The sequence below is a fragment of the Microbacterium jepli genome, assembly GCF_047237905.1.
In the GTDB taxonomy this organism is placed as follows: domain Bacteria; phylum Actinomycetota; class Actinomycetes; order Actinomycetales; family Microbacteriaceae; genus Microbacterium.
Window position 1 is genome coordinate 319,174 of sequence record NZ_JBDFLW010000005.1, and the last position, 23,656, is coordinate 342,829.

26 protein-coding genes are annotated in these 23,656 nt (G+C 72.2%); 13 read left to right on the forward strand and 13 right to left on the reverse strand.

Translation table 11 applies throughout. The features are described from left to right. The first annotated feature begins 1 nt into the window (after window position 1). From ABC304_RS05785 to ABC304_RS05805, 5 genes are read left to right on the forward strand one after another with little or no spacing between them, the layout of a single operon-like run. Window positions 2-1,471, forward strand: coding sequence for a rhamnulokinase (locus ABC304_RS05785; protein ID WP_412929493.1), 1,470 nt, complete (start codon window positions 2-4; stop codon window positions 1,469-1,471). Further along, window positions 1,468-2,223 carry a class II aldolase/adducin family protein gene (locus ABC304_RS05790; RefSeq protein WP_412929495.1) on the forward strand — a complete coding sequence of 252 codons (756 nt, stop codon included), beginning with the start codon at window positions 1,468-1,470 and terminating at the stop codon, window positions 2,221-2,223. Before ABC304_RS05785 ends, ABC304_RS05790 begins: the two co-directional genes overlap by 4 nt. Next, entirely contained in the window at window positions 2,220-2,948 is a 729-nt protein-coding gene (locus ABC304_RS05795) for an SDR family oxidoreductase (RefSeq protein ID WP_412929497.1), read from the forward strand. The genes ABC304_RS05790 and ABC304_RS05795 overlap by 4 nt, the downstream gene beginning before the upstream one ends. After that, window positions 2,948-3,793 (forward strand): class II fructose-bisphosphate aldolase, encoded by an 846-nt coding sequence (locus ABC304_RS05800; RefSeq protein WP_412929498.1) that lies wholly within the window; start codon window positions 2,948-2,950, stop codon window positions 3,791-3,793. The genes ABC304_RS05795 and ABC304_RS05800 overlap by 1 nt, the downstream gene beginning before the upstream one ends. Beyond that, window positions 3,790-4,824, forward strand: a complete 1,035-nt coding sequence (locus tag ABC304_RS05805; RefSeq protein ID WP_412929499.1) for a 1-phosphofructokinase family hexose kinase — start codon at window positions 3,790-3,792, stop codon at window positions 4,822-4,824. Before ABC304_RS05800 ends, ABC304_RS05805 begins: the two co-directional genes overlap by 4 nt. A 7-nt stretch (window positions 4,825-4,831) precedes the next feature. Here the strand turns inward: ABC304_RS05805 and ABC304_RS05810 are convergent, their stop codons facing one another. Then, window positions 4,832-6,040: an HAD-IA family hydrolase gene (locus tag ABC304_RS05810; RefSeq protein WP_412929500.1), complete on the reverse strand. Its 1,209-nt coding sequence runs from the start codon at window positions 6,038-6,040 to the stop codon at window positions 4,832-4,834. Between the two features lie 98 nt (window positions 6,041-6,138). On the opposite strand from ABC304_RS05810, the gene ABC304_RS05815 reads away from it, so the two are divergent. The 4 genes from ABC304_RS05815 to ABC304_RS05830 all read left to right on the forward strand — a co-directional run bounded on the left by ABC304_RS05815 (window position 6,139) and on the right by ABC304_RS05830 (window position 9,808). Then, window positions 6,139-7,527, forward strand: a complete 1,389-nt coding sequence (locus ABC304_RS05815; RefSeq protein ID WP_412929501.1) for an FGGY family carbohydrate kinase — start codon at window positions 6,139-6,141, stop codon at window positions 7,525-7,527. Between the two features lie 63 nt (window positions 7,528-7,590). Next, window positions 7,591-8,481, forward strand: coding sequence for a hypothetical protein (locus ABC304_RS05820; protein ID WP_412929502.1), 891 nt, complete (start codon window positions 7,591-7,593; stop codon window positions 8,479-8,481). 83 nt (window positions 8,482-8,564) lie between these two features. After that, a complete protein-coding gene (locus ABC304_RS05825) occupies window positions 8,565-9,584 on the forward strand; it encodes a LacI family DNA-binding transcriptional regulator (protein WP_412929503.1) in 1,020 nt (339 codons plus the stop codon). Further along, window positions 9,581-9,808, forward strand: coding sequence for an RNA-binding S4 domain-containing protein (locus ABC304_RS05830; protein ID WP_412929504.1), 228 nt, complete (start codon window positions 9,581-9,583; stop codon window positions 9,806-9,808). The genes ABC304_RS05825 and ABC304_RS05830 overlap by 4 nt, the downstream gene beginning before the upstream one ends. Window positions 9,809-9,854: 46 nt before the next feature. Here ABC304_RS05830 and ABC304_RS05835 read toward each other — a convergent pair whose 3' ends face one another. From ABC304_RS05835 to ABC304_RS05845, 3 genes are all read right to left on the reverse strand, one after another. Further along, a complete protein-coding gene (locus ABC304_RS05835) occupies window positions 9,855-10,028 on the reverse strand; it encodes a hypothetical protein (RefSeq protein WP_412929505.1) in 174 nt (57 codons plus the stop codon). A gap of 98 nt (window positions 10,029-10,126) precedes the next feature. Continuing rightward, window positions 10,127-10,267 (reverse strand): hypothetical protein, encoded by a 141-nt coding sequence (locus tag ABC304_RS05840; protein ID WP_412929506.1) that lies wholly within the window; start codon window positions 10,265-10,267, stop codon window positions 10,127-10,129. Between the two features lie 56 nt (window positions 10,268-10,323). Then, complete coding sequence (locus tag ABC304_RS05845) at window positions 10,324-10,692, reverse strand: VOC family protein (RefSeq protein WP_412929507.1); 369 nt, start codon at window positions 10,690-10,692, stop codon at window positions 10,324-10,326. A 65-nt stretch (window positions 10,693-10,757) separates the two neighbouring features. Here ABC304_RS05845 and ABC304_RS05850 point away from each other — a divergent pair, with 65 nt between their 5' ends. Both ABC304_RS05850 and ABC304_RS05855 read left to right on the forward strand, forming a co-directional pair. Continuing rightward, a complete protein-coding gene (locus tag ABC304_RS05850) occupies window positions 10,758-11,225 on the forward strand; it encodes a MarR family winged helix-turn-helix transcriptional regulator (RefSeq protein WP_412929508.1) in 468 nt (155 codons plus the stop codon). A 54-nt stretch (window positions 11,226-11,279) separates the two neighbouring features. Next, complete coding sequence (locus ABC304_RS05855; RefSeq protein ID WP_412929509.1) at window positions 11,280-11,825, forward strand: NYN domain-containing protein; 546 nt, start codon at window positions 11,280-11,282, stop codon at window positions 11,823-11,825. A 13-nt stretch (window positions 11,826-11,838) separates the two neighbouring features. Here ABC304_RS05855 and ABC304_RS05860 read toward each other — a convergent pair whose 3' ends face one another. The 5 genes from ABC304_RS05860 to ABC304_RS05880 form a co-directional block, all read right to left on the reverse strand. After that, on the reverse strand, window positions 11,839-13,311 hold the full coding sequence (locus tag ABC304_RS05860) for a mannitol dehydrogenase family protein (protein ID WP_412929510.1): 1,473 nt from the start codon (window positions 13,309-13,311) through the stop codon (window positions 11,839-11,841). An 80-nt stretch (window positions 13,312-13,391) separates the two neighbouring features. Then, window positions 13,392-14,390, reverse strand: a complete 999-nt coding sequence (locus ABC304_RS05865; RefSeq protein WP_412929490.1) for an ABC transporter substrate-binding protein — start codon at window positions 14,388-14,390, stop codon at window positions 13,392-13,394. A 51-nt stretch (window positions 14,391-14,441) separates the two neighbouring features. Beyond that, window positions 14,442-15,545 carry an ABC transporter permease gene (locus ABC304_RS05870; protein ID WP_412929511.1) on the reverse strand — a complete coding sequence of 368 codons (1,104 nt, stop codon included), beginning with the start codon at window positions 15,543-15,545 and terminating at the stop codon, window positions 14,442-14,444. Beyond that, complete coding sequence (locus tag ABC304_RS05875; RefSeq protein ID WP_412929512.1) at window positions 15,542-16,315, reverse strand: ATP-binding cassette domain-containing protein; 774 nt, start codon at window positions 16,313-16,315, stop codon at window positions 15,542-15,544. The genes ABC304_RS05870 and ABC304_RS05875 overlap by 4 nt, the downstream gene beginning before the upstream one ends. Further along, a complete protein-coding gene (locus ABC304_RS05880; protein WP_412929513.1) occupies window positions 16,312-17,007 on the reverse strand; it encodes a nucleoside/nucleotide kinase family protein in 696 nt (231 codons plus the stop codon). The genes ABC304_RS05875 and ABC304_RS05880 overlap by 4 nt, the downstream gene beginning before the upstream one ends. Before the next feature lie 265 nt (window positions 17,008-17,272). On the opposite strand from ABC304_RS05880, the gene ABC304_RS05885 reads away from it, so the two are divergent. Both ABC304_RS05885 and ABC304_RS05890 read left to right on the forward strand, forming a co-directional pair. After that, entirely contained in the window at window positions 17,273-18,001 is a 729-nt protein-coding gene (locus tag ABC304_RS05885) for an SDR family oxidoreductase (RefSeq protein WP_412929514.1), read from the forward strand. A gap of 92 nt (window positions 18,002-18,093) precedes the next feature. After that, window positions 18,094-18,540: a DUF3885 domain-containing protein gene (locus tag ABC304_RS05890; protein WP_412929516.1), complete on the forward strand. Its 447-nt coding sequence runs from the start codon at window positions 18,094-18,096 to the stop codon at window positions 18,538-18,540. A 58-nt stretch (window positions 18,541-18,598) separates the two neighbouring features. On the opposite strand, the gene ABC304_RS05895 is transcribed toward ABC304_RS05890, so the two are convergent. The 4 genes from ABC304_RS05895 to ABC304_RS05910 are packed head-to-tail and all read right to left on the reverse strand — an operon-like array spanning window position 18,599 to window position 23,637. After that, on the reverse strand, window positions 18,599-20,059 hold the full coding sequence (locus ABC304_RS05895) for a rhamnulokinase (protein ID WP_412929518.1): 1,461 nt from the start codon (window positions 20,057-20,059) through the stop codon (window positions 18,599-18,601). Next, window positions 20,056-22,092, reverse strand: a complete 2,037-nt coding sequence (locus ABC304_RS05900) for a bifunctional aldolase/short-chain dehydrogenase (protein ID WP_412929519.1) — start codon at window positions 22,090-22,092, stop codon at window positions 20,056-20,058. Before ABC304_RS05900 ends, ABC304_RS05895 begins: the two co-directional genes overlap by 4 nt. Before the next feature lie 4 nt (window positions 22,093-22,096). Further along, the gene (gene rhaI / locus ABC304_RS05905; RefSeq protein WP_412929520.1) at window positions 22,097-23,263 is read right to left on the reverse strand and encodes an L-rhamnose isomerase; all 1,167 of its coding nucleotides are present in this window, start codon (window positions 23,261-23,263) and stop codon (window positions 22,097-22,099) included. Next, a complete protein-coding gene (locus ABC304_RS05910) occupies window positions 23,260-23,637 on the reverse strand; it encodes an L-rhamnose mutarotase (RefSeq protein WP_412929522.1) in 378 nt (125 codons plus the stop codon). Before ABC304_RS05910 ends, rhaI begins: the two co-directional genes overlap by 4 nt. Window positions 23,638-23,656: the final 19 nt, after the last annotated feature.

The following is a 23,656-nucleotide window of genomic DNA, read 5'->3' on the forward strand; positions in this document are numbered from 1 at the left end:
CGTGACCGATCTCCTGGGCGCCGACCGCGCCGCCTTTCTCGCCGTGGACCTGGGCTCCTCCGGCGTCCGCGTCATGCTCGGGATGCTGCAGCCCGCCCTCGACGTCGCGGAGATGCTGCGCGTGCCGACGCCGGTGACGAACGGTGCCGACGGGCGGGGCTGGGACCTCGCCGCGATCTGGGCGGCCGTGCAGGACGGGCTCGCCGCAGGCATGACGGAGGCGGACCGGCGGGGCGTCGCGGTCGAGGGGATCGGCGTGACCTCCTGGGGCGTGGACTACGCCCGCCTGACCGCGGACGGCGACCTGCGCCCGTTCGTGCGGCATCACCGCGATATGACCGGCGCCGCGAGCCCGCCGCCGTCGGAGCCGGACGCCGCCGGCGCCTACGCGGCGACGGGCGTGCTCGATCAGCCGATCAACACCGTCCACCAGCTCCGGCGCGATGCCGCCGACGGTCGCGGCGCCCCCGACGACGTCGTGCTGCTCGTCGCCGACGCGGTGGTCCACCTGCTCACCGGCGCGGTCGCCGCCGAGGCCTCCCTCGCCTCGACGACCGCCCTCGTCGACCGTCGCACCGGTGACTGGTCATCCGCGCGCACCGCGGATCTGCCGGCCCGCTTCCCGCGCATCGTGCCCGCCGGCGCGTCCGCCGGGGTGACGCGCCCCGAGGTCGCGGCCCGCATCGGCGCACGCGACCCGCTCCCGGTGTGGCACGTCACCGCGCACGACACCGCCGCCGCGTTCTCGGCCGTGACCGGCGCCGCCGACGACCGGGCCGACCTCGTCGCCGTCGTCTCGTGCGGCAGCTGGTCGGTGGTCGGGGCCGCTCTCCCCGCGCCCCTGCTGACCGACGCCGCCCGCCGGGCGGGGCTCACCCAGGAGGTCGGAGCCGACGGCGACATCCTCCTCGCGGCCAACCTCAGCGGGATGTGGCTGCTCCAGGAGGTCATCCGCGAGTGGGGTGCTTCCGACGAGCAGCTCGGCGCCCCGCCGACGACGCTCGACCAGCTGCTGCGGGATGCCGCGGTCTCCCCGTACCGCGGAGTCTTCGACCCCGCCGACCCGTCGCTGCAGGCGCCCGGCGGTCTGCCCGATCGCATCGTCGCGGCCGCCGTCGCGTCTTCCGGTGAGCGCCCGCGGAGTCGCGGCGACGTCGTCCGTACCATCTTCGAGAGCCTCGCCGCCTCGTACGCGCGCACCGTCGCGCACCTGGAGCACCTCACGGGTCGACGCGTGGCCGAGGTGCGCATCGTCGGCGGCGGCTCGCGTATCGCCCTCCTCGGCGAGCTGACCGCGGAGCGGACCGGCCTGCCGGTGCTTCGCGGACCGGTCGAAGCGTCGGTCATCGGGGTGCTCCTGCAGCTCGCGGTCGCCTCGGGCCGTGCCGTCGACCTGGCCGCCGCCCGTCGCGCGCTCGTGCCGGAACCCGGGGCCGCGGCATCCGTCCGCTTAGAAGGAGTCGCCCCGTGACCAGTCTCGACGCGCTCGTGGACCTCAGCCGACGCCTCGGCGACCCCGCGCTGGACGCCGCGCTGCTCGGCGAGGGCAACACGTCCGTCCGCGACGGCGACAGCATGACCGTCAAGGCCAGCGGTGCGGTGCTGGCCGATGCCGTGGCGGGCGACTTCGTGCGTGTGGCGCTGTCGGCCGCCACGCGCCTCGTCGACGATCCGGGCGCGGGCGACCCCGAGGTCGACGCCTTCTTCTCGGCGGTCGCGGCGGCTGAGGGGCGCCGGCCGTCGGTCGAGGCGCTGCTGCACGCGGTGATCTACGCGGAGACGGATGCCGCGGCGATCGCGCACGCGCACCCCACCGCGGTCAACGCCCTGCTCTGCTCGGTCCGCGCGGAGCTGCTCGTGGACGGCGGGCTCTTCCCCGACCAGGTCGTCGTGCTCGGAGCGCGGCCGTTGCTGGTGCCGTACGTGGACCCCGGCGTCGCCCTCGCCCGCGTCGTGCGCGACCTGCTGCGCGAGCACATCGCCCGCCACGGCGAGCCGCCGCGGGTGATCTACCTGCGCAACCACGGCATGTTCGCCCTGGGCGCCTCGCCCGCGGAGGTGCTCGGCATGACCCGTATGGCGCAGAAGTGCGCGCGGGTGATCCTCGGCGCCGAGGCCGCTGGCGGCGTGCAGTTCATGCCGCCCGCCGAGGTGGACCGCATCGACACCCGACCGGACGAGCAGTTCCGGCGGGCCCTGCTGAGCAAGGAGGCGTCCGCATGACGCAGCTGACCGACAGGATCGCGCTGGTGACGGGGTCGAGCTCCGGCATCGGCCTCGCGACGACCGAGGCGCTCGTGGCGGAGGGATGCCGCGTCGTCGCCGTCGCCCGGTCGGAGGACGCCCTCGAGAGGCTCCGGGCGGCGCATCCCGACGCCGTCACCCCGGTCGTGGCAGACGTGTCCGACCCGGCGGCGGGGGAGCGCATCGTCGAGCGTGCCCTCGCCGCCCACGGCCGCCTCGACATCGTGCTGCCCAACGCCGGCATCTACATCGGGGGAGATCTCGCCGGGACCTCGTCCGCGGACATCGCCGCGCTCGTGGCGACGAACGTCACGGGGGTCATGACGCTGGTGCGCGCCGCGCTGCCGCACCTCCTCGAGCGCGGGAGCGGCGACATCCTCGTCACGAGCTCGGTGTCGGGCCGCCAGGACATCGAGTGGGAGCCGGTGTACTCGGCGTCCAAGCACGCAGTGCAGTCCTTCGTCCACACCGTCCGGCGTCAGACGGCCGGTTCCGGCGTGCGGATCGGCGCGATCGCCCCGGGCGTCGTGCTGAATCCGCTGTGGGGGTTCGCGCACGGCTCGCCCGAGGAGGCCGCGCGCATCGAGGAGCGCACCGGCATCCGCTCCTCCGACGTCGCCGACGCCATCGTCTTCATGCTCACCCGCCCGCCGCACGTCGTCGTCCGCGACCTCGTGCTGCTGCCCACCGGACAGGACATCTGATGCCGCTCGTCTCCATGCCCGACCTGCTCGCCGGGTCGCGCGCCGTCGGGGCCTTCAACTTCATCCAGCTGGAGGTCGCCGAGGCGATCGTCACCGGTGCGGAGCGGGCGGGCACCGGGGTGATCCTCCAGCTGTCGCAGAACGCCGTGGCCTTCCACGGCGGGATGGCGCCGGCCGCATCGGCGGCGCTGCATCTGGCCGCGGCATCCGACGCGCCCGTGGTGGTGCACCTCGATCACGCCACCGACGAGACCCTCGTCGACGAGGCCATCGCGCTCGGGCTGCCCTCGGTCATGTTCGACGGCGCGCACCTGAGCGACGGCGAGAACGTCGCCCGCACGGCGGCGGTCGCCGGGCGCGCGCACGCCGCCGGGGTCTGGATCGAGGCCGAGCTGGGTGAGGTCGGCGGCAAGGGCGCCCATGCGCCGGGCGTCCGGACGGACGTCGATGATGCCGCGGCCTTCGTCACGGCGACGGGTGTCGACGCCCTCGCGGTCGCGGTCGGCAGCGAGCACGCGATGCTCGAGCGCACCGCCGCCCTCGACGAGGACCTCATCGCGCGGCTGGCGGACCGGGCCGGCGTGCCGCTCGTGCTGCACGGGTCGAGCGGCGTCTCTGACGCCGGGATCGACCGCGCGATCGCCGCGGGCATGCGCAAGATCAACATCGGCACCCACCTGAACGTGGTGTTCACCGGGGTGGTCCGCGCCGAGCTGCTCGCCCGTCCCGATGTCGTCGATCCGCGCCTCTACGTGCGGCCGGCGCGCGACGCGGTGGCCGCCGAGGTCGCGCGTCTGCTGACGCTGATCGTGCACGGCCGGCCCGGCATGGGCGACGCGGCATGACGCGCGGGACCGTGACGCGCGGGATCGTGACGCGCGGAACCGTGACGCGCGGAATCGTGACGCTCACCGCGGCGGGCGCGATCGATGCGACCTACCGCGTGGGCTCGCTGCGCACCGGCGACTTCGTGCGGGCGTCGTCGTACGAGCGGGAGATGAGCGGCAAGGGCGTCAACGTGTCGGCGGCCCTGTCGCTGGCCGGCGTCGCGACGTCGGCGGTGGTCACGGTCGGCGCGGACGACCTCGACTTCGCGGGCCGCGGGCCGCACGCCGGGCTGCTGCGACCGGTGACCGTGCCGGGGGCGACCCGCGTCAACACCTCGGTGATCGACGATGCCGGCGCGACGACGAAGGTGAACGCGCCCACACCGCCCCTGGAGGAGGCGACGTGGCGCGCGCTCGTCGCCGAGACGCTGGACGCCGTCGACGCGCTCCACGCCGACTGGCTCGTCATCTCCGGGACGCTGCCCACCCTGATCGGTGGCGGCACGGCGGACCTCGCCGACCTCCTCGCGGGAGCCCGCACGCGCGGCGCACGCGTGGCCGTCGACACCAGCGGCGCCGCGCTCGCGCGGGTGGCGGCACGGCCCGACGGCGTGCGGCTCATCAAGCCCAACGCCGACGAGCTTGCGGAGCTGACCGGCCGGTCGCTTCGGACGCTCGGCGACGTGGCCGCCGCTGCGCGGGAGGTCGTCGCCGGCGGGATCGAGGCCGTCTACGCGAGCCTCGGCGGCGACGGCGTGCTCGTCGTCACGGCGTCCGCCGGGGTGCATGCGCACGCCCGGCCCCCGCGCACCGCGAACACCGCGGGAGCGGGGGATGCCTCGCTGGCGGGCTTCCTCGTCGGTCTGGGCGACCGCGACCTCGACGATGGCGACGCCGTCGCGGACGCGGCCGCCTCCGCGGCCGCCTTCGGCGCGCACGCCGTCGCTCAGGCGTCGACGATCCTCCCCGGTCTCGAGGGGATGCCGTCGGCCGTGGTCACGCGCGACCCCGACCCCGGAACCCCGCTGTCGGAGCCGGCGCTGCGCTGACCGCGCGTCAGGCGGGCATCCGCGCCGGCACCCGCAGCCGCAGCATCCCGTCCTCGCGCACAAGCTCCACGCGGTCGAGCCCGTCGACGACGAGGTCGGCGTCGAGGGCGTCCGCGTCGGTCGTGCCGGCGATGCCGAGCACCGCGCAGCCGGCGGCGCGCGCGGCGGCGACGCCGGCGACGGCGTCCTCCACGACCAGGCAGCGAGCCGGATCCACGCCGAGCCGCGCGGCCGCGGTGAGGAACGGCTCGGGGTCGGGCTTGCCGCGGGTGACGTCGTCGACCGTGACGAACACGTCCGGGTGCGGGAAGCCCGCGGCATCCAGTCGCGCGGTCGCGATCGGGACCGATCCCGACGTGACGATCGCCCGCCGGTCCGGGGGCACGCTGTCGTAGAACGCGCGCGCACCGCGCACCGGCTGCAGGCCGACGGCGTCGGCGACCTCGAGGTCGGTGATCCGCGCGAGGCCTTCGACGCGCAGGTGCTCGGGGAGGAGCGCGGTGATGAGCACGCGCGCCGGCTGCCCGTGGTTCTCGTGGAGCGCCTGCATGGAGACGCCGTAGTGCTCGGCGAATCGCCGCCACGAGCGGGTGACCGAGGCTGTCGAGTCGATGAGCGTGCCGTCGAGGTCGAACAGCACCGCGTCGAACGTGCGAGCGAAGAGGGCGGCGTCCACGTCCACGGGCAGGCGCACCCCGAGGAGCGGCAGGAGGCGCGACAGCTGCTGGGCGGTGGTGAGCTCGGCGTCGACGGAGATGACGGGCACCGCGGGCGGCTCGGGCGCGAGGTCGGGGCGGTGACGGTCGCGCTCCTCGCCGCGGGCCGTGCGCCGGGCGCCGAGCAGCTGCGGGTCGCCGTCGAGGTGCACCACGCGCAGGTCGGCGGGGGCCACGGCGCGCACGAGTTCGTGCCACGCCCCGCCCCCGTGGAGCTCCGCCGTGAACGGCGCGACGAGCACCGCGCCGCCGACCGCGTCGACGACGTCGGCGACCACCGCCCGCAGCGCCGCGTACCGCCCGTCGCGGATCGCCGGGCCGTGCTCCGACGCCAGCCAGTGCCCTCCGAGCGCGTCCGTCGGCAGGGACTCGAGGAGCGGCGTGGTCACCGCGTCGAGGTCGAGGAGCGGCATCCTCAGCTCTCTGGCCAGCGCGCGTCCGAGAGTCGTCTTCCCCGAGCCCGCGACGCCCGCGACGGCGATCACGATCGGCCGGTCCATTTGACAGGGAGGGTGCATAGGTCCACAGTAGACGTACCAAGTCACCGGTGTCATGCTTGATTTTCCGGCATTCGACATCCGGTTCAGGAAGGAACCCCGTGTCCGACGGCGCACACGATCCCCACCCCGCCCCCACGGGCGCGCTGTCCGCGGGCATCGACCTCGGCAGCACCGGGGTGAAGATGCTCGTCATCGACGAGACGGGTCGCGAGGTCGTCGGCGCGCAGGTCGCGACGCCGTGGCGCGTCGGACCCGGCGGTACCACCGAGCTCGACGCCGCGACTCTGCTCGACGCCCTGTCCCAGCTCTTCGCGGAGATCGACACGGCCCTCGCCGACCTCACCGACGCGCCCATCGAGGCGGTCGGGATCGCCGGCATGGGGGAGACCGGGATGCTGGTGGATGCCGCGGGCGCCGCCGTCGCGCCGGGCTTCGCCTGGTTCGACCCCCGAGGCCTCGAGCAGGTGGCGGCGTTCCCCGCGCAGATCCACGACGAGTTCGCTGGTCGCACCGGACTGCCCCTGGGCGCGCAGGTGACCGTCGCGAAGCTCGCCCACCTCCGCGACGCAGGTCTGGACCTCGCCGGACTGCGCTGGCTGAACCTCCCCGAGTACGTCGCGGCGGCGCTCGGCGGCGACATCGCCGACGAGTACTCGCTGACCTCGCGCACCGGCCTGCTCGATCAGGACTCCGGCCTCGCCTGGCCCCCGATGCTCGACGCGCTCGGCGTCACCGCCGACATCCTCCCCGAGCTGCGCGGCGGCGGCCTCTCGTGGGGCCGGATCTCGGCCGCGCACGGTCCGCGCCTGGCGGGCGCCGAGCTCACCGTCGCCGGACACGATCACCTCGTGGCCGCCGAGGCCGCGGGCACGCTCGACGCCGACGGCTACCACGTGTCGCTCGGCACGGCCGAGGTGCTGCTGCGGGTGCTCGACCAGCCCCTCGGGTTCGAGGCCCGGGGCCGGCTCGCCGCCGCGCTCATCAACGAGGTGCGCCACATCGTCCCGGGCAAGCACGTGCTCGTCGCCGGGGTGAAGACCGGACTCCTGCTGCGGCGGGCCCTGCTCGCAGCCGGCGTCTCCGACCGCGCCGGCCGCGACGAGATGGATGCCGCGGTGCTCGCGCTCCCGCTGGAGGGCGCCCTGCCCTCCGGCGCCGTGGAGGTGACCGGAGCGCGCAACGACGACGGCGTGCTGCGCGTCACGATGCACGCCGACGGCGTGACCCCCGCGGAGGTCTTCGCCGCCGTGCTGCGCCACAGCAACGACGAGATCGCCGCGCTCATCCGCGCCATGGACCGCGAAGTCGCGCCCGCGACGCACGCCACGCTCACCGGCGGCTGGGCGGGCATGGCCTCGGTCGTCCGCGCCCGGGCGGCGGTGCTGCCCGACCTCACCGCCTCCACCCGCGAGCAGGAGACGGCCTACGGCGCCGCGCTCATCGCCGCGCAGCTCGTGCGACACCGCGAGCCCGCGCCCGCCGCCTGACGGCACCCACCCGAACGCACGCCCACGCAGACGTCCACGCAGACCCCACCGAGAGAGAAGACCATGAACGAACTGAACACGCTCGAGCGCCGCGCCCTGCGGTCGATCTCGACCCCCGCAGGCAACATGCTCATCGTCGCCGCCGACCAGCGCAACGGCATGAAGGCCGCCATCAAGGACGCGCCGGAGGGCTCCGACGCGATCACCCGCGAGCAGCTCGCCGAGGTGAAGGCCGACCTCGTCCGCCACCTCGCCAACCACGCGCCGGCCATCCTGCTCGACCCCGAGGTCGCCCTTCCCGCCATCGTCGACGACGGCGTGCTCGACCGCGACACCGCCCTCGTCGTGGGCCTCGACGCCTCCGGCTTCGAGACCGTCGACAGCCTGAAGTACACCCGCTTCGTGCCGGGCGTGACCCCCCGCACCGTGCGCGACCTCGGCGGCAGCGTCGCCAAGATGCTGTACTACACGCGCCCCGACAAGCAGGACGCCGACTCCCGCGTGGCCCAGGAGATCCGCGACCTTGTCGCCGCCTGCGAGGCGGAGGGCGTGCTGCTCATCGTCGAGCTGCTGACCTACCAGCTGGAGGGCGAGAGCGACGAGGAGTACGCCGCGGCGTTCCCCGACCTTGTCGCCGACGGCGCCGCGCTGGCCGTCGCGTGCGGCGCGAAGATCCTCAAGCTCCAGTACCCCGGCTCGGCCGAGGCGAGCGATGCGGTGACCGCAGCCGCCCAGGGCGTGCCGTGGGCCGTGCTGTCGGCGGGCGTGGACCACGAGACCTTCATCGAGCAGGTCGCCACCGCCGTCGCGCACGGCGCCGCCGGCGCGATGGCCGGCCGATCGCTGTGGAAGGACAGCCTGTCGTTCGACGCGGGCCTCCGCGAGGAGCGCCTCACCGGCCGGGCCCTGCCCCGCCTGCACGAGCTCGCGGCCGCCGTCGACCGCCGCTCCTGACGCCTGAACCCCTGGGAGTCGCGCACGGCTCCCGGGGGATAGGGTTCTGCGGAGTGACCGCACGTGCGCGGAAGGAGCCCACCATGACGACCATGCGTGATGTCGCCGCCCGCGCCGGGGTCAGCACCAAGACGGTGTCGCGCGTCTTCAACGACGACCCGCACGTGCTGCCGCACACCCGCGCCGAGGTCGAGAAGGCCATGCGGGAGCTGAACTACGTGCCCAACGTGATGGCCACGACGTTCCGCTCCGGCCGCGCATCGGTCATCGGCGTCGCGGTGCCCGACATCGTCGACCCGTTCTTCGCCGCGATCGCCCGCGCGATCGAGGACGCGGCCCGCGCCCACGGCATCTCGACCATGGTCACGAGTCTCGGCGACGACCCCGACGACGAGCGCCCGTCGCTGGAGTCGATGCTCGGCCGCAAGCTCACCGGGTTGGTCGTCGCGCCCGTGGGCGACGACCACTCCTGGCTCGAGCGCTGGCGCGAGCACACGCCGATCGTCTTCGTCGATCGCGGGCCCGTCGACCTCGTCACCGACACGTTCACCGAGGACGACGAGCATGGCGCGCACCTCGCGACCAGCCGCCTCATCGAGCACGGACACCGCCGCATCGCCTACGTCGGCGACGTCGTGCGGCTCTCCACAGAGACCAAGCGGTTCGAGGGCTGGCGGCGCGCGCAGAGCGAGTCCGGCATCCCGTTCGATCCTGAGCTCGCCGCCCTGGAGGTGGCGGATCGGGATGCCGCGGCCGCCGCGATCGCGCGCCTGCGGGCCCTTCCCGACCCGCCGACGGCCATCTTCTCCGCCAACGCACGATCGTCGATGGCGCTCGTGCACGTGCTGCGAGAGCAGCCGATGGCCCTTATCGGCTTCGGCGACTTCCCCATGGCCGACACCCTCATCCCGTCGGTCAGTGTGATCGACCAGGATCCTGCACGCTTGGGCACGCTCGCCGCGGAGCGCATCTTCGCGCGTCTCGCCGACGGCGACTCGGAAGACCTGCAGTCCTCGACGGTGCTCGACGTCACGCTCGTCGAGCGCGAGTCGAGTCTGGTGCCCGCGCCCGGTCGCGAGCAGCACGTAGCATCGACCCCATGACGACTCCGGAGCGCATCGACGACGTCTCGATCGGGGGCGACGCGATCCGTCTCGGCCAGTTCCTGAAGTTCGCGGGTCTGCTCGATTCGGGCGGCGACGTCAAGGAGGCGATCATCGACGGCTACGTCTCGGTGAACGGCGAGATCGACCGCCGCCGCGGCCGTCAGCTGCAGCTCGGCGACGTGATCGGCTTCGAGGGGCGGCACGTGCGCGTCTGCGCCTGACCGCCCCCTCGACAGGCGAGTCCGAGTAACCCGTCCGAGGGCCGCGTCAGTCGGCCTCCTCCGGGTCCTGACCCTTCGACGCCTCGGGCGCGTCGGGATCCTCGCCCTCGGCCTGCGACGGGTGGCCGACCTCCGCCTCGACCTGGCCGTCCGCCGGGCGGTCGGGGTCTTCGCCCTCGGCCTGGCTGGGGTGGTTGGGATCCTGGTCGTGCTCGCTCACGGTGCTCCTCCTCCGATGCGCGGCCGCGTGCCGCGATGACGTCAGTGAATCACCGCGGCGCGGCCCGCGCACCGGGGTTGCGCGGGCCGAAGTGAGTTCTAGACGGGCTCGGTCGTGCGGATGAGTCCGCAGTTCACGCACGACCACGCCACGAGGAAGCGCTCGTCGTCGAGGATCTCGAACCGCAGCTCGTCGCCGCAGGTGGGGCAGGCCCGGGGGTCCGGAGGCGGGATGGGCATGGCATCCAGCCTACGGACGGACGGGAGCGGTGGCGCGGTGGACGAGGCCCCTCGGGTCAGGCGCGGTCGTGGAGCGTGATCCGGTAGCCGTCGGGGTCGGCGAGGGTGAACGTGCGGCCGAACGGTCCGTCGATCGGTGCGGAGACGATGGTGTGCCCGTCCGCGACGAGGGCGTCGTGGATCGCCTGCACGTCGGTGGCGTGCAGCCAGATCGCGGCCCCGATGCCGGGCTCGGGCGCAGCATCCATATCCGTGCCGGGCACGATGTCGCGCAGGGCGAAGGCGATGGGGGAGGTCTCGAACACGACCGCGTGCGACGGTCCGCTCTGCGAGCGGACGAGCCCGAGGTACTGCTCGTAGAACGCCTGCGAGGCCGCGAGGTCGCGCGCCTGCAGGGAGATGAAGTCGGGTCCGGTGACGGGCATGATGCCTCCTACTGGGATTGTGTGTCAGTCTTCTGACACGCCCGAGTCTATGTCAGAATACTGACATGACGCAAGATGCGGACGGCATCCGATTGGACACGTCGCTCGGCTACCTCCTGAAGGAGGCCTCGAGCGCCCTGCGCGCGGCCATGGAGGAGGCCCTCCGCCCGCTGGGCATGAGCATCACGCACTACTCCTGCCTCGAGCTGCTCGCGCAGCGACCGGGACTGACGAACTCGGAGCTCGCCCGCGGCGCGTTCGTGACCCGGCAGTCGATGAACGTCCTCCTGCAGGCGCTCGAGCGCGACGGCATCGTCACGCGACCCGAGGAGGCGGCCGTCGGCAAGGCGCTCCCCGCCCGGCTGACCGTCCGGGGGAGAGCGAGCCTCGAGAAGGCGACCGCCGCCGTGCGGGCGGTGGAGATCCGGATGCTGGCCGGACTCGACGACGACCAGCAGGCCGCCGCGCGCGATGCGCTGCGCTGCATGGTGCAGGCGCTCCGGCCGCCCCGGCCGCCTCGGGATCGCGCATAGGATTCGGCTGTGACCTACCGGAGGGGGACGGCCGTGCCGGATTCGGATGACCGCATGACCTGGCTGCTGGTCGACGGCGAGAACATCGACGCGACCCTCGGCTCCTCGATCCTCAACCGGCGACCGCAACCCGACGAGCGGCCCCGCTGGGACCGCCTCGTGACCTTCGCCGAGCGCACCTGGCATCAGGCCGCGCGCGGCATGTTCTTCCTGAACGCCTCCGCCGGCATCCCGCTGCCGTTCGTGCAGGCGCTCAAGGCGATGGACTACGTCGTCGTGCCGCTCTCGGGCAGTCAGGACGACAAGGTCGTCGACATCGCCATCCAGCGCACGCTCCGGGCCCTCGCCGACCGCGACTCGGACGTCATCCTGGTCAGCCACGACGGCGACTTCCTGCCCGAGGTGGCCGCGCTGATCGATCCGTCGCGGCGGGTCGGGGTGGCCGCCTTCTCGGAGTTCCGCAACGCGGGCTACAACACGCTGCCGGGCCTCGAGCGGTTCGACCTCGAGTACGACGCGCGCGTGTTCGACGCGCCGCTGCCGCGCCTGCGCATCATCCCCATCGAGGAGTTCGACCCGGCGGTCTTCCTCGACCTCTGACCGTCCGTAGCGCTCAGCTGCTCTGCAGCGCGGCGATCGTCGCGCGCGCGCCGTCGGCCCTGAGGGCGGCGCGGGCGTCGACGTACGCGGCGCGGAGCCGCTCGTCGGCGCCGAGGTCGCCGAACACCGGTGCGTAGTCCAGGAGTGCTCCCGGATGCTGCGCCTCGCCCGCCACGGCGACCCGCAGGTCGTCGAGCCGGCGGTCGGCGACGGGCGTGGCATCCCCCTTCTCCGTGCGCCCCTCCAGGAAGACGCTCCAGGCGGCCAGCACGAGCGCCGACCGACGGATGTCGCCGCCGGTGGCGAGCTGCTCGCGCACGACCGGCAGGAGGAACTTGGGCAGACGGTCGGAGCCGTCGACGACCTGGCGCGCGAGGGTGTCGCGGATGGCCTCGCTGCTGAAGCGCGAGATCAGCTGCGCGCAGTAGGCGTCGAGATCGATGCCGGGAACGGGTCGGAGTGTCGGGATCGCCTCCTCGTGTATGTATCCGAGGAGGAAGCCCGTGAAGAGGGGATCCGTGCAGACCTCGTGCACGAAGGTGGCACCGGAGAGGATGCCGAGGTAGCTCATCGCCTGGTGCGAGGCGTTCAGGAGCCTCAGCTTCATCAGCTCGTACGGCTCGACGTCGTCCACCAGCTGCACGCCGACCTCGTCGAGAGGAGGGCGTCCGAGGGTGAACGCATCCTCGAGCACCCACTGCTCGAACGACTCGGAGTGCACCGGCCAGCGGTCCTCGATGCCGAAGCGCTCGCTGACCTCGGCGCGGGTCTCGTCGGTCGTCACGGGGGTGATGCGGTCGACCATCGAGTTGGGGAAGGCGACCTCGGCGGAGATCCAGGCGCCGAGTTTCGGATCGATCCGCTCGGCGAAGCCGAGGACGGCGGTGCGGGCGACATGGCCGTTGCCCTGGATGTTGTCGCACGACAGGACGGTGAAGGGAGCGGTGCCGGCTGCACGGCGACGGCGCAGTGCCTCGACGAGGAAGCCCAGCACGCTGGCGGGCACGGGGGAGCCGGCGAGGTCGGCGAGGGTGGCGGCATCCTGCGGGGTGAAGGCCCCCGTCGCGTCGTCGACGCCGTAGCCTCCCTCGGTGATGGTGAGCGAGACGATGCGCGTCTCGGAGTCGGCGAGCTTCGCGAGCACGGCCTCCGGATCGTCCGGGGCGTAGAGGTACTCGGTGATGGAGCCGATGACGCGGGCGCGCGTCGTGCCGTCGGGGGCGGTGGTGACCAGTGTGTAGAGGCCGTCCTGTGCGGCGAGCACGTCGCGCATCGCCAGGTCGGCCGGCATGACGCCGACGCCGCAGATGCCCCAGTCAGTGGAGCCCGCCGACAGCACCCGGTCAAGGAACATCGCCTCGTGCGCGCGGTGGAAGCCGCCGACGCCGAAGTGCACGATGCGGGTGCGGACCGCCGAGCGGTCGTAGCCGGGCACCTCCACGGCGGCGTCGAGGGTGTCGAGGGCGGCGGCGGTCAGCGCGGTCATGGGTGCTCCTGGAAGATGTGGAACCCGCGGGCGCCTCCGGCGAGAGAGGCGCCCGCGGGCGGCTGGTGCGTGCGTGGGTGTTATCCGCAGCTGGACTGGTAGACGGCGTCTTTGGCGTCGCCGTCGACGTTGTCTTTGGTGATGATGGTGAAGCCGGTCTGGATGGTGGCTTCGGGGGTGCCGCCGTCGAGGGCGGCGAGGGCTTGGGCGACGCCGTCGCTGCCGATGGTGCCGGGTTCCTGGGCGACGAGGGCCTGGACGGTGCCGTCCTTGAGGGCCTGGACCTGGGCGGGGCCGGCGTCGAAGCCGACGATGGTCACGGAGCCGTCTTTGCCGGCCTGCTTGACGCCGGTCGCGGAGCCTTCGGCGGCGAACAGGTTCGCGGCGAAGATGCCGACGATGTCGGGGTCTTTCTGGAGGGCGGCGGTGACGATCTCCGCGGCGGTGGCGGGTTCGTTGTGGGAGTACTGCACTCCGAGGGACTGGAACTTGCTGTCGCCCTTGACGGCGTCTTCGAAGCCTTCGGCGCGGGCGTCGGTGGTGGAGATGCCGGGGTCGACGGACACGACGAGGACCTTGCCGCCTTCGGGGTGGGCTTCCTTGATCGCGTCGAACGCGGCTGCGCCGCCGCCCTTGTTGTCGGAGGAGATCTGGGAGACGGCCATGGAGGGGTCTTCCAGGGTGGTGTCGACCAGGACGACCTTGATGCCGGCGTCGGCGGCGGCTTTGATGGGTGCTTCCATCGCGGACACGTCGGTGGGGGCGATCAGCAGCGCGTCGGGCTTGGACGCGACGATCGCGTCGACGATCGGCTTCTGCAGGGTCGGGTCGAACTTCTCCGGACCCTGGGTGGTGACGGTGGCGCCGGCGTCTTTCGCGGCCGCTTCGATGCCGCACTGCATGGAGATGTAGAACTCATCCCCCGCGACGCCCTGCACGAACGCGATCTTGTATCCGCCGTCACCGCCGGCACCGGCGGACGAACCGCCACCGGATGACCCGCCCGCGCACCCCGCGAGCGCGAGGGACGCCGACGCGCCCAGCACCGCAACGGCCAGGACCTTCTTGTTCCACTTCATCGTGATTCCACTTCTCTTGTTGGTAGGGCTTGGTGGGGGAGGGGTGTCGCGTCAGCCGCGGCGACCGCCGCTGACGAACTTGCGCCAGAGACCCTGCGGGTTGCCCCGCATCGCGCTGGAGCGGCGGACCTGGTCGACGTAGACGGCGGTGATGAGAACGGCGCCGACGGCGACCTGCTGCCAGAAGGGCTGGACACCCGTGATGACGAACCCGTTCTGCAGCACGGCCGGGATGAAGAGGCCGACGACCGTGCCCAGGATGGTGCCGACGCCGCCGAACAGCGACGTGCCGCCGATGACGACACCGGCGATGACGTTGAGGTTCGTCTGCGACTGGCCGGCGATCGCCGTGGTCGAGAACTGCGAGAGGGACAGGATGCCGGCGAGGCCGGCCAGTCCGCCCGAAAGCATGTAGACGCGGATCAGCTGGCTGTCCACCTTCACGCCGACGCGGCGGGCGGCGATCTCGCTGGAGCCGACCGCCAGCGTGTACAGGCCGAAGCGGGTGAAGCGCAGCATGACGGCGCCGAAGACGATGACCAGCAGCGCGATGACGGAGATCATCGGGATCGTGCCGAAGATGTTGCCGTAGCCGATCGAGTCGGTGAGCACCGCGGGAACCTCGCGCACGTCGATGCCGCCGGTGATGATCTGCGCGAGACCCAGCGTGATGCCGAGCGTTCCCAGCGTGACGATGAGCGGCGGGATCTTGCCCTTGGCGATGAGGAAGCCGTTGAACAGGCCCCAGAACAGGCCGGACAGGATCGACACCAGGATGCCGATCGCGGCGACGCCCCAGCCCTCGCCGCCGAGGGCGCGCATCGTGATGGCGGCGACGACGCCGGAGAAGACGAGCACCGACCCGATCGACAGGTCGATGCCGGCCGTCGTGATGACGTAGGTCATGCCCACGGCGAGCACGGCCAGGATCGACGCGTTCTGGATGATGAGGCGGAAGTTCGACCACTGCGCGAACGTGTCGGGCGCGATGGCGCTGAAGGCGATGATGATGGCCAGCAGCACCAGGAAGATCTGGAAGGCCTGGGCGCGCAGCAGTCCGCGGACGACGCCGGTCTTCGGCTCGTCGAAGGTGCCGATGGCGACCGTCTCGGTCGCGGGCGTGGTGCTGGAGGGGCGGGAGGTCGAGGTGCTCACGGCTGGGTCTCCTTGGTGACGGCTCCGGTCATGAGTCCGACGAGTTCTTCCATCGAGGTGTCTTTGGCGTTGATGTTGGCGACGCGGGTGCCGAGGCGGAGGACTTGGATGCGGTCGGAGACGTCGATGACGTGGGGCATGGAGTGGGAGATGAACACGACGGCGATGCCTTTGTCGCTGACGCGGCGGATGGTGTCCAGGACGTTCTTGGTCTGGCGGACGCCGAGGGCGGCGGTGGGTTCGTCCAGGAACACCACCCGGGAGGCCCAGTGCACGGCGCGGGCGATGGCGATGGCCTGGCGTTGCCCGCCGGACATCTCTCCGACGGGGGAGGTGAGGGAGCGGACGGTGGCGCCGAGGTCGTCGAACGCGGCGCGGGAGGCGGCGGCCATCTCTTTGGTCTTCATGAACCCGAGCGCGCCTCCGAGCCCGGAGCGGCGCAGTTCGCGGCCGAGGTACATGTTCTGGACGGGGTCGAGGTGGGGGGCGAGGGCGAGGTCCTGGTAGACGGTCTCGATGCCGAGGGCGGACACGGCCGAGGGGGTGGACATGTCCACTTCCTGTCCGTCGAACAGGATCGTGCCGGAGTCGACGGCGAGGTTGCCGGAGAGGGCTTTGACGAGGGTGGATTTGCCGGCGCCGTTGTCGCCGATGAGCGCGGTGACCTCGCCCGGGTACACCTCGAAGTCGACCTCGTTCAACGCCCGCACATGCCCGAACTGACGAGACAGACCCCGCGCTTGCAGGACGGGGACGGGTGGGGTGCTCATGAGCGGACTCCTTGTGTGATGTGCTGCCGGGAAGGTGTGGAGATCGTGACGCGCACGACGAGGTCGGCACGGTCGCGCGCGGGTTCGACGAGGCGGGCGTTGGGCTCGTCGACGTCGTCGACCCAGGCGGCCGCGGCGTCGGTGGGGTGGCCGTACGACTCGCGTCGCGCTACCAGGCGCCGCCGCCGCTCGTCGACCTCGACGTCGAGGAACCAGGACTCGTCGAGGAGGGGAGCCACGGCATCCCACCCGTTCTCGTCGTGGAGGAGGTAGTTGCCCTCCGTGATGACGAGGGGGACGCGGGAGGGCACGGCGATCGCGGAGCCGATGGACTCCTCGAGGGCGCGGTCGAAGACAGGTGCGTAGACGACGGGCTCGTCTGCTGCGCGCAGGCGCTTCAGCAGCGACACGTATCCGGGGACGTCGAACGTGTCGGGGGCCCCCTTGCGCTCACGCCGGCCGAGTCGGATGAGCTCGGCGTTCGCGAGGTGGAAGCCGTCCATGCCGACGAGCACCGCCGCATCGCCGAGGGCGTCCTGCAGGGCGGCGCACACGGTCGACTTGCCGGCCCCCGGGGTGCCGGTGATGCCCACGACCTTCCGGCCGCCGGTCGCGGCGATCATCCGCGCGCGCTCGACGAGTGTCTCCAGATCCGCATCGATGATGCGGGAGGTCTCGTCGTGGCGGGTCATGGTGTCCTCTGGGTGCCGACGACAACGTCGATCGCTGCGTCTGTGAAGCGGGCCTGTCGAACTCATTCGGGGGTGTGGCCCCGAGAAGATCTTCCTGAAACGTAGACCGTGCATGTCACCGGTGTCAAGCATGTCGTCCGGCGCGCTATGACACCGGCGACATGCCCGTCTTTCTGCGGGTAGCATGTCAACGCGCGGCCACGGCTCCACCTCCGGATCCCCGACGGCGCAGCATCCTTTCATCGTCGAGAAGAGAGCACGTCCCATGAGCGAATTCCACGGCCGCACCATCCTCGTCACCGGCGCGGGGGGCGGGATCGGCGGAGCGACCGTCCGCCAGCTCGTGGCCGCGGGCGCCGACGTGCTCGCCGCCGGGCGCACCGCCGACAGCGTCGCGCAGATCGCGGCCGAGACGGGCGCGGAGCCGGTCGTGTTCGATCTCGAGTCCGAAAACGAGATCCGCGCGGCGATCGAAGGCCGCGACCTCTACGGGGTCGTCAACTGCGGCGGCTGGGGCGGCGAGATCGCCACGCCCATGGACACCGACATCGCCGTCTTCGACAAGGTCATGAGCATCAACGCGCGCGGCTCGCTCCTGGTGACGAAGTACGCGTCGCGCGAGATGGTGCGCCTCGGCGCGGGCGGCGCGATCGTGAACGTCTCGAGCCAGGCGAGCCTCGTCGCCCTGAGCGGTCACATCTCGTACGGCTCGTCGAAGGCGGCGCTGGACAACATCACGCGCGTCTCGGCGCTGGAGCTCGGCGGACACGGCATCCGCGTCAACAGCGTGAATCCGACCGTCGTCATGACGCCGATGTCGGCCTGGTACTGGGGGCGCCCCGAGATCGAGGGTCCGTTCCTCGACGCGATGCCGCTGCACCGCTGGGCCACGGAGGACGACATCGCCGCGCCCATCGTGTTCCTCCTCGGCGACGGCGCCGCGATGATCTCCGGAGTCTCGCTGCCGATCGACGGCGGCTACTCGAGCCGATGACGTCGTCGGAGCTGGAGCGGGCCCGGCGCTCCGCGTGGCCGGAGGCACTCCCCACAGGGGACCGTCTCCGTGCCGGCGCGCGCGATCGCTGGGTGCGCATCCGCACGGACCTCGGCGACGGCCAGGGACGGGTCGGGATGCTGCGCCGTCACCGCGCCGTCATCGCCGAGCTCTTCGGCGAGCACACCTGGGTCACGGTCATCGCCGAGGACTGGCCGACCGGTGACGGCGCCGCCGGGTGGACGGCGGTGCACCTCCCGGAGGCGGAGCCGTGGCGCTCGGTCGAGGCCGAGGACGCGGACGGCGCGGACGGTGCCGCGGAGCTGTTCGTCGCCGAGGTCGGGGCGACCACGCTGGACGATCTGCTCGGGCTCGCGCTCGACGGCCGGGCGCTGTTCGTGCTGGCCGACCCAGAGCGTCGGCGCCTGTACGCGCCGTACGACCTCGGCGCGGACGTGTTCCTGGTCGACGAGGCCGAACGGGCGGCGTTCCGCGCCCGTCACGCCGACTGGCTGTCGCCGCGCGTCGACCGGCCCTGATCCGCGGTCTGGAATCCGACGCGCTCGCTGCCGGCGCCGCCCCCCGGTCGTCCCGTGTTCAGCCGCGCGGCTCGTAGTGGACGAGCGAGACGGATGCCGCGACCACCGCGCGGAGGTCCTCCAGGGTCGCCTCGGGGCCGAACCAGCCCTGCGCCCGCCCCTGCACCAGGACGTTGCCCAGAGCGGTGGCCTCGACGGGCCCGGCGAGCACCGGCAGCCCGGAGCGGTCGGCGGTCGCCTGGCAGAGCAGCCGGTTCAGGGATCCGCCGCCGACCAGGTGCACCGCGTCGAGCTCGCGCCCGGTCAGTCGGGCTGCGGTCGCCAGCGCGTCGGCGAAGGCCTGCGCGATGCTCTCGACGATCGTGCGGGCGAGCGCGGAGCGGCTCGCGGGCACGGGCGAGCCCGCCTCCGCCAGCACCGCTGCGATGCGCGCCGGCATGTCGCCGGGGGCCGCGAGGCGCGGGTCGTCGGCGTCGAAGAGCGGCACGTCGCCGGTGACGGCGGCCGCGGCATCCAGCAGCTCCGGCAGGTCGACGGGGGCGCCGTCCTCCTCTTCCCACGCGCGGACGGTCTCGCTGAGAAGCCACAGACCGGTGACGTTGTGGAGGAAGCGCACCCGGCCGTCGACACCGCCCTCGTTGGTGAAGTTCGCCGCGCGGGCGGCGTCGCTGAGCACCGGCGCGTCGAGCTCGAGGCCGACGAGACCCCACGTGCCGCAGGAGATGTAGGCGGCGTCCGGCGAGCTCAGCGGGACGGCCGCCACCGCCGAGGCGGTGTCGTGCGAGCCCACGGCGATCACCGGCGGCGCCGCGCCGATGTGCGTCGACGCAGCGCCGGAGACATCGCCGAGGCGCGTGCCGGGGTCGACGACCGTCGGGAGGACGGATGCCGGGATGCCCAGCCGCGCGGCGAGGTCGAGGTCCCACGCACCGGTCTGGACGTCGAGCAGCCCGGTCGTGGAGGCGTTCGTGCGCTCCGCTCCCTGGCTGCCCGTCAGCAGGTAGGCGACGAGGTCGGGGATGAGGAGTGCGACGTCGGCGCCGGTCAGCCGGTCGTCCGCGGCGAACTGGTAGAGCGTGTTGAACGGCAGGAACTGCAGTCCGTTCCGGGGATACAGCTCGTCGAACGGCGCGACGGCGTGCACAGCCTCGACGCCGCGGGCGGTGCGGTCGTCGCGGTAGTGGAACGGCTCGGCGACGAGGGCGCCGTCGCGGATCAGGCCGTAGTCGACCGCCCACGAGTCGATCCCGACGCTCTCCAGCGCCGGCTCGCGCTCGAGCGCGAGCCGGAGACCGTCGAGGATGTGCCCGTACAGCGCCGAGAAGTCCCAGTGGAGTCCGTCGGGCCCCGCCACGGGTCCGTTCGGGAACCGTGCGACCGGCTCGAGCCGCAGCATCCCGTCCTCGAGCCGGCCGATCATGACGCGGCCGCTGGTGGCACCGAGGTCGACCGCCGCGACGGCGCGCCGGGCCGGAACGTCGCGGCCGGCCGGGACGGCGCTGTCGGCCTGCGCGGTCATCGCAGGAACGCTGCGGCGACGCCGGAATCGACGGGGATGTGCAGTCCGGTGGTGCGGCTCAGCTCGGGGCCGGTCAGCACGTAGACCGCGTCGGCGACGTTCTCGGGCACGACCTCGCGCTTGAGGATCGTGCGGTTCGCGTAGAACTGGCCGAGGTCCTTCTCGTCGACGCCGTAGGTGGCGGCGCGGTTGGCGCCCCAGCCGGACGCGAAGATCCCGGAGCCGCGGACGACGCCGTCGGGGTTGATCCCGTTGACGCGGATGCCGTGCTCGCCGAGTTCCACCGCGAGAAGGCGCACCTGGTGGGCCTGGTCGGCCTTGGTCGCGGAGTAGGCGATGTTGTTCGGGCCGGCGAAGACGGAGTTCTTCGACGAGATGTAGATCACGTCGCCGCCCATGCCCTGCTCGATGAGCGCCTTCGCCGCCGCCTTCGCGACGAGGAACGAGCCCTTCGCCATGACGTCGTGCTGGAGGTCCCAGTCCTTCTCGGTCGTCTCCAGCAGCGGCTTGCTCAGCGACAGTCCCGCGTTGTTGACGACCAGGTCGATCCCGCCGAAGGCGAGCAGGGTCGCGTCGATCGCGGCCTGCACCCCGTCGGCGTCGGCGACGTTCGCGGCGACGCCGATCGCGACATCCGCGTTCCCGAGCTCGGACGCTGCGGCCTGGGCCTTCTCGAGGTCGAGGTCGGCCACGACGACGCAGGCGCCCTCGGCGGCCAGGCGGACGGCGATCGCCTTGCCGATGCCTGAGGCCGCACCCGTGACGAAGGCGATGCGGCCCTGGTGGGTCTTCGGCTTCGGCATGCGCTGCAGCTTCGCCTCCTCCAGCGCCCAGTACTCGATGCGGAACTTCTCCGCGTCGGAGATCGGCGCGTAGGTGGAGATGGACTCCGCGCCGCGCATGACGTTGATCGCGTTGACGTAGAACTCGCCGGCGACGCGGGCGGTCTGCTTGTTCGCGCCGTAGCTGAACATGCCGACGCCCGGCACGAGCACGATGAGCGGGTCGGCGCCGCGGATGGCGGGGCTGTCGGCCGTGGCGTGCGCGTCGTAGTACGCCTGGTAGTCCGCACGGTACTGCTCGTGCAGCTCCTTCAAACGTGCGACGGATGCCTCGACCGAGGCGTCGGCCGGAAGGTCGAGCAGCATCGGCTTGACCTTGGTGCGCAGGAAGTGGTCGGGGCAGCTCGTGCCGAGCTCCGCGAGCTCGGGCGCGCGCTCCGACGCGAGGAAGTCCAGCACGACGTCGGAGTCGGTGTAGTGCCCGACCATCGGCTTGTCCGTGGAGGCGAGTCCGCGGATCGTCGCCGCAAGTGCAGCGGCCTTCGTCCGGCGCTCGGCCTCGGGCAGGGCGGCGAACTCCTGGCGGGAGGCGCCGAACGGAGCTGCGGAGCCGTGCTCGTCGAGGTACTTCTGCGCGGTCTCGATGATCCACAGGGAGTTGCGCTCGGACTCCTCCGACGTGTCGCCCCACGCAGTGATGCCGTGGCCGCCGAGGATCGTGCCGACGGCCTGCGGGTTCTGCCGCTTGATCTCGGCGATGTCGAGTCCGAGCTGGAAGCCCGGACGGCGCCACGGCACCCAGACGACCTCGTCGCCGAAGATCTCGCCCGTCAGGCGCTCGCCGTCCACGGCCGTCGCGATCGCGATGCCGGAGTCGGGATGCAGGTGATCGACGTGCGCCGCGTCCACCAGACCGTGCATGGCCGTGTCGATCGACGGAGCAGCGCCGCCCTTGCCGTGCAGGCAGTAGTCGAAGGCCGCGACCATCTCGTCCTCGCGGTCGACGCCCGGGTAGACGTTCACCAGCGACCGGAAGCGGTCGAGACGCAGGACTGCCAGGCCCGATTCGGTGAGGGTGCCGAGGTCGCCGCCGGAGCCCTTGACCCACAGCAGCTCGACGGGCTCGCCCGTGACGGGGTCGGTCTCGGTGCCCTTGGCGGACGTGTTGCCGCCGGCGTAGTTCGTGTTCGCAGGATCCGCACCGAGGCGGTTGGAGCGGGCGATCAGCGCCGCAGCGGTCTCGTTCGTCATGTGCTTACGCTCCCCATCCGGCCTGGACGCCGCCGACGCGGTCGGTCTCGATCTTCTCCTGGTACCCCGATGCCGCGTACGCGGCCATCGGGTCGGCGGGGAGTCCGCGCGACTCGCGCCATTCCGCCAGGGCGGGGCGGACGTCGGTGTAGAACGCGTCCATGAACACGGCGTTGGCCGCCAGCACGTCGCCCGAGATCTGTGCGGCGCGAAGGGCCTCGCCGTCGACGAGCAGCGCCCGCGCGGTCATCTCCTGGACGTTGAGCACCGAGCGGATCTGTCCGGGGATCTTCTTCTCGACGTTGTGGCACTGGTCGAGCATGAACGCCACGTCGGGGTTGTTGAGCCCGCCGCCGCGGATGACCTCGAAGATGATGCGGAAGAGCTGGAACGGGTCGGCCGCACCCACGATGAGGTCGTCGTCGGCGTAGAAGCGCGAGTTGAAGTCGAAGGAGCCCAGCTTGCCGAGCCGCTGGAGCTGCATGACGATGAACTCGATGTTGGTGCCGGGGGCGTGGTGTCCGGTGTCGAGGCAGACCATCGCCTTGTCGCCGAGCGCCGCCACCTGCGCGTAGGACGTCCCCCAGTCGGGGACGTCGGTGTGGTAGAACGCCGGCTCGAAGAACTTGTACTCGAGCACCAGCCGCTGGTCGTCGCCGAGGCGCGCGTAGATCTCCTGCAGCGACTCCTGCAGGCGGTCCTGGCGGCCGCGCAGGTCTGCCTGTCCGGGGTAGTTCGAGCCCTCGGCGAGCCAGATCTTCAGGTCACGGGAGCCCGTGGCATCCATGATGTCGATGCACTCGAGGTGGTGCGCGATCGCCTTGCGGCGCACGGCGGGGTCTTCGTGCGTGAGGGCGCCGAACTTGTAGTCGTCGTCCTGGAAGGTGTTGGAGTTGATGGTGCCGAGCTCGACGCCGAGGTCGTTCGCGTGCCGGCGGAGGTCGGCGTAGTCGTCGACCTTGTCCCACGGGATGTGCAAGGCGACCGACGGTGCGAGCGCCGTGACGCGGTTGACCTCGGCGGCGTCGGCGATCTTCTCGTACGGATCGCGGGGGGTGCCGGGCGTGGCGAACACCTTGAAGCGGGTGCCGGAGTTGCCGAACGCCCACGAGGGCAGCTCGATCGCCTGCTGCTCCAGAGCGGAGCGGATGTCGGGGGTCAGCGTCGTCATGATGCAGTGCCTTCGGTGTCGGTGTCGGTGGTGCTGGCGGCGGCGGCCGTCAGCTGGTCGTGGAGGTGGAAAACCTCGGTCAGGGGCGTCGCCGCCTGGTCGGGGCGTCCGTCGAGGCCGACGAAGAACTCGGCCATCGAGGCCTCCCACGCGGCGGCGACGGGCGAGGCCGCGAGGTAGGCCTGTGCCGCGGCGTCGTCGTCCGTCTCGTAGTAGCCGAAGAGGCGGCCGTCGGCGCCCAGGAACAGCGAGTAGTTGCGACGTCCGGCGGCGGCGATCTCGGCCAGCATGTCGGCGCGGACGGGGGAGTGGCGGCGGACGTACTCGTCGACACGCTCGGGAGCGATCTGAAGCTCGAACGCGACGCGGGTCACGGGCACTCCTTCGTGTCGG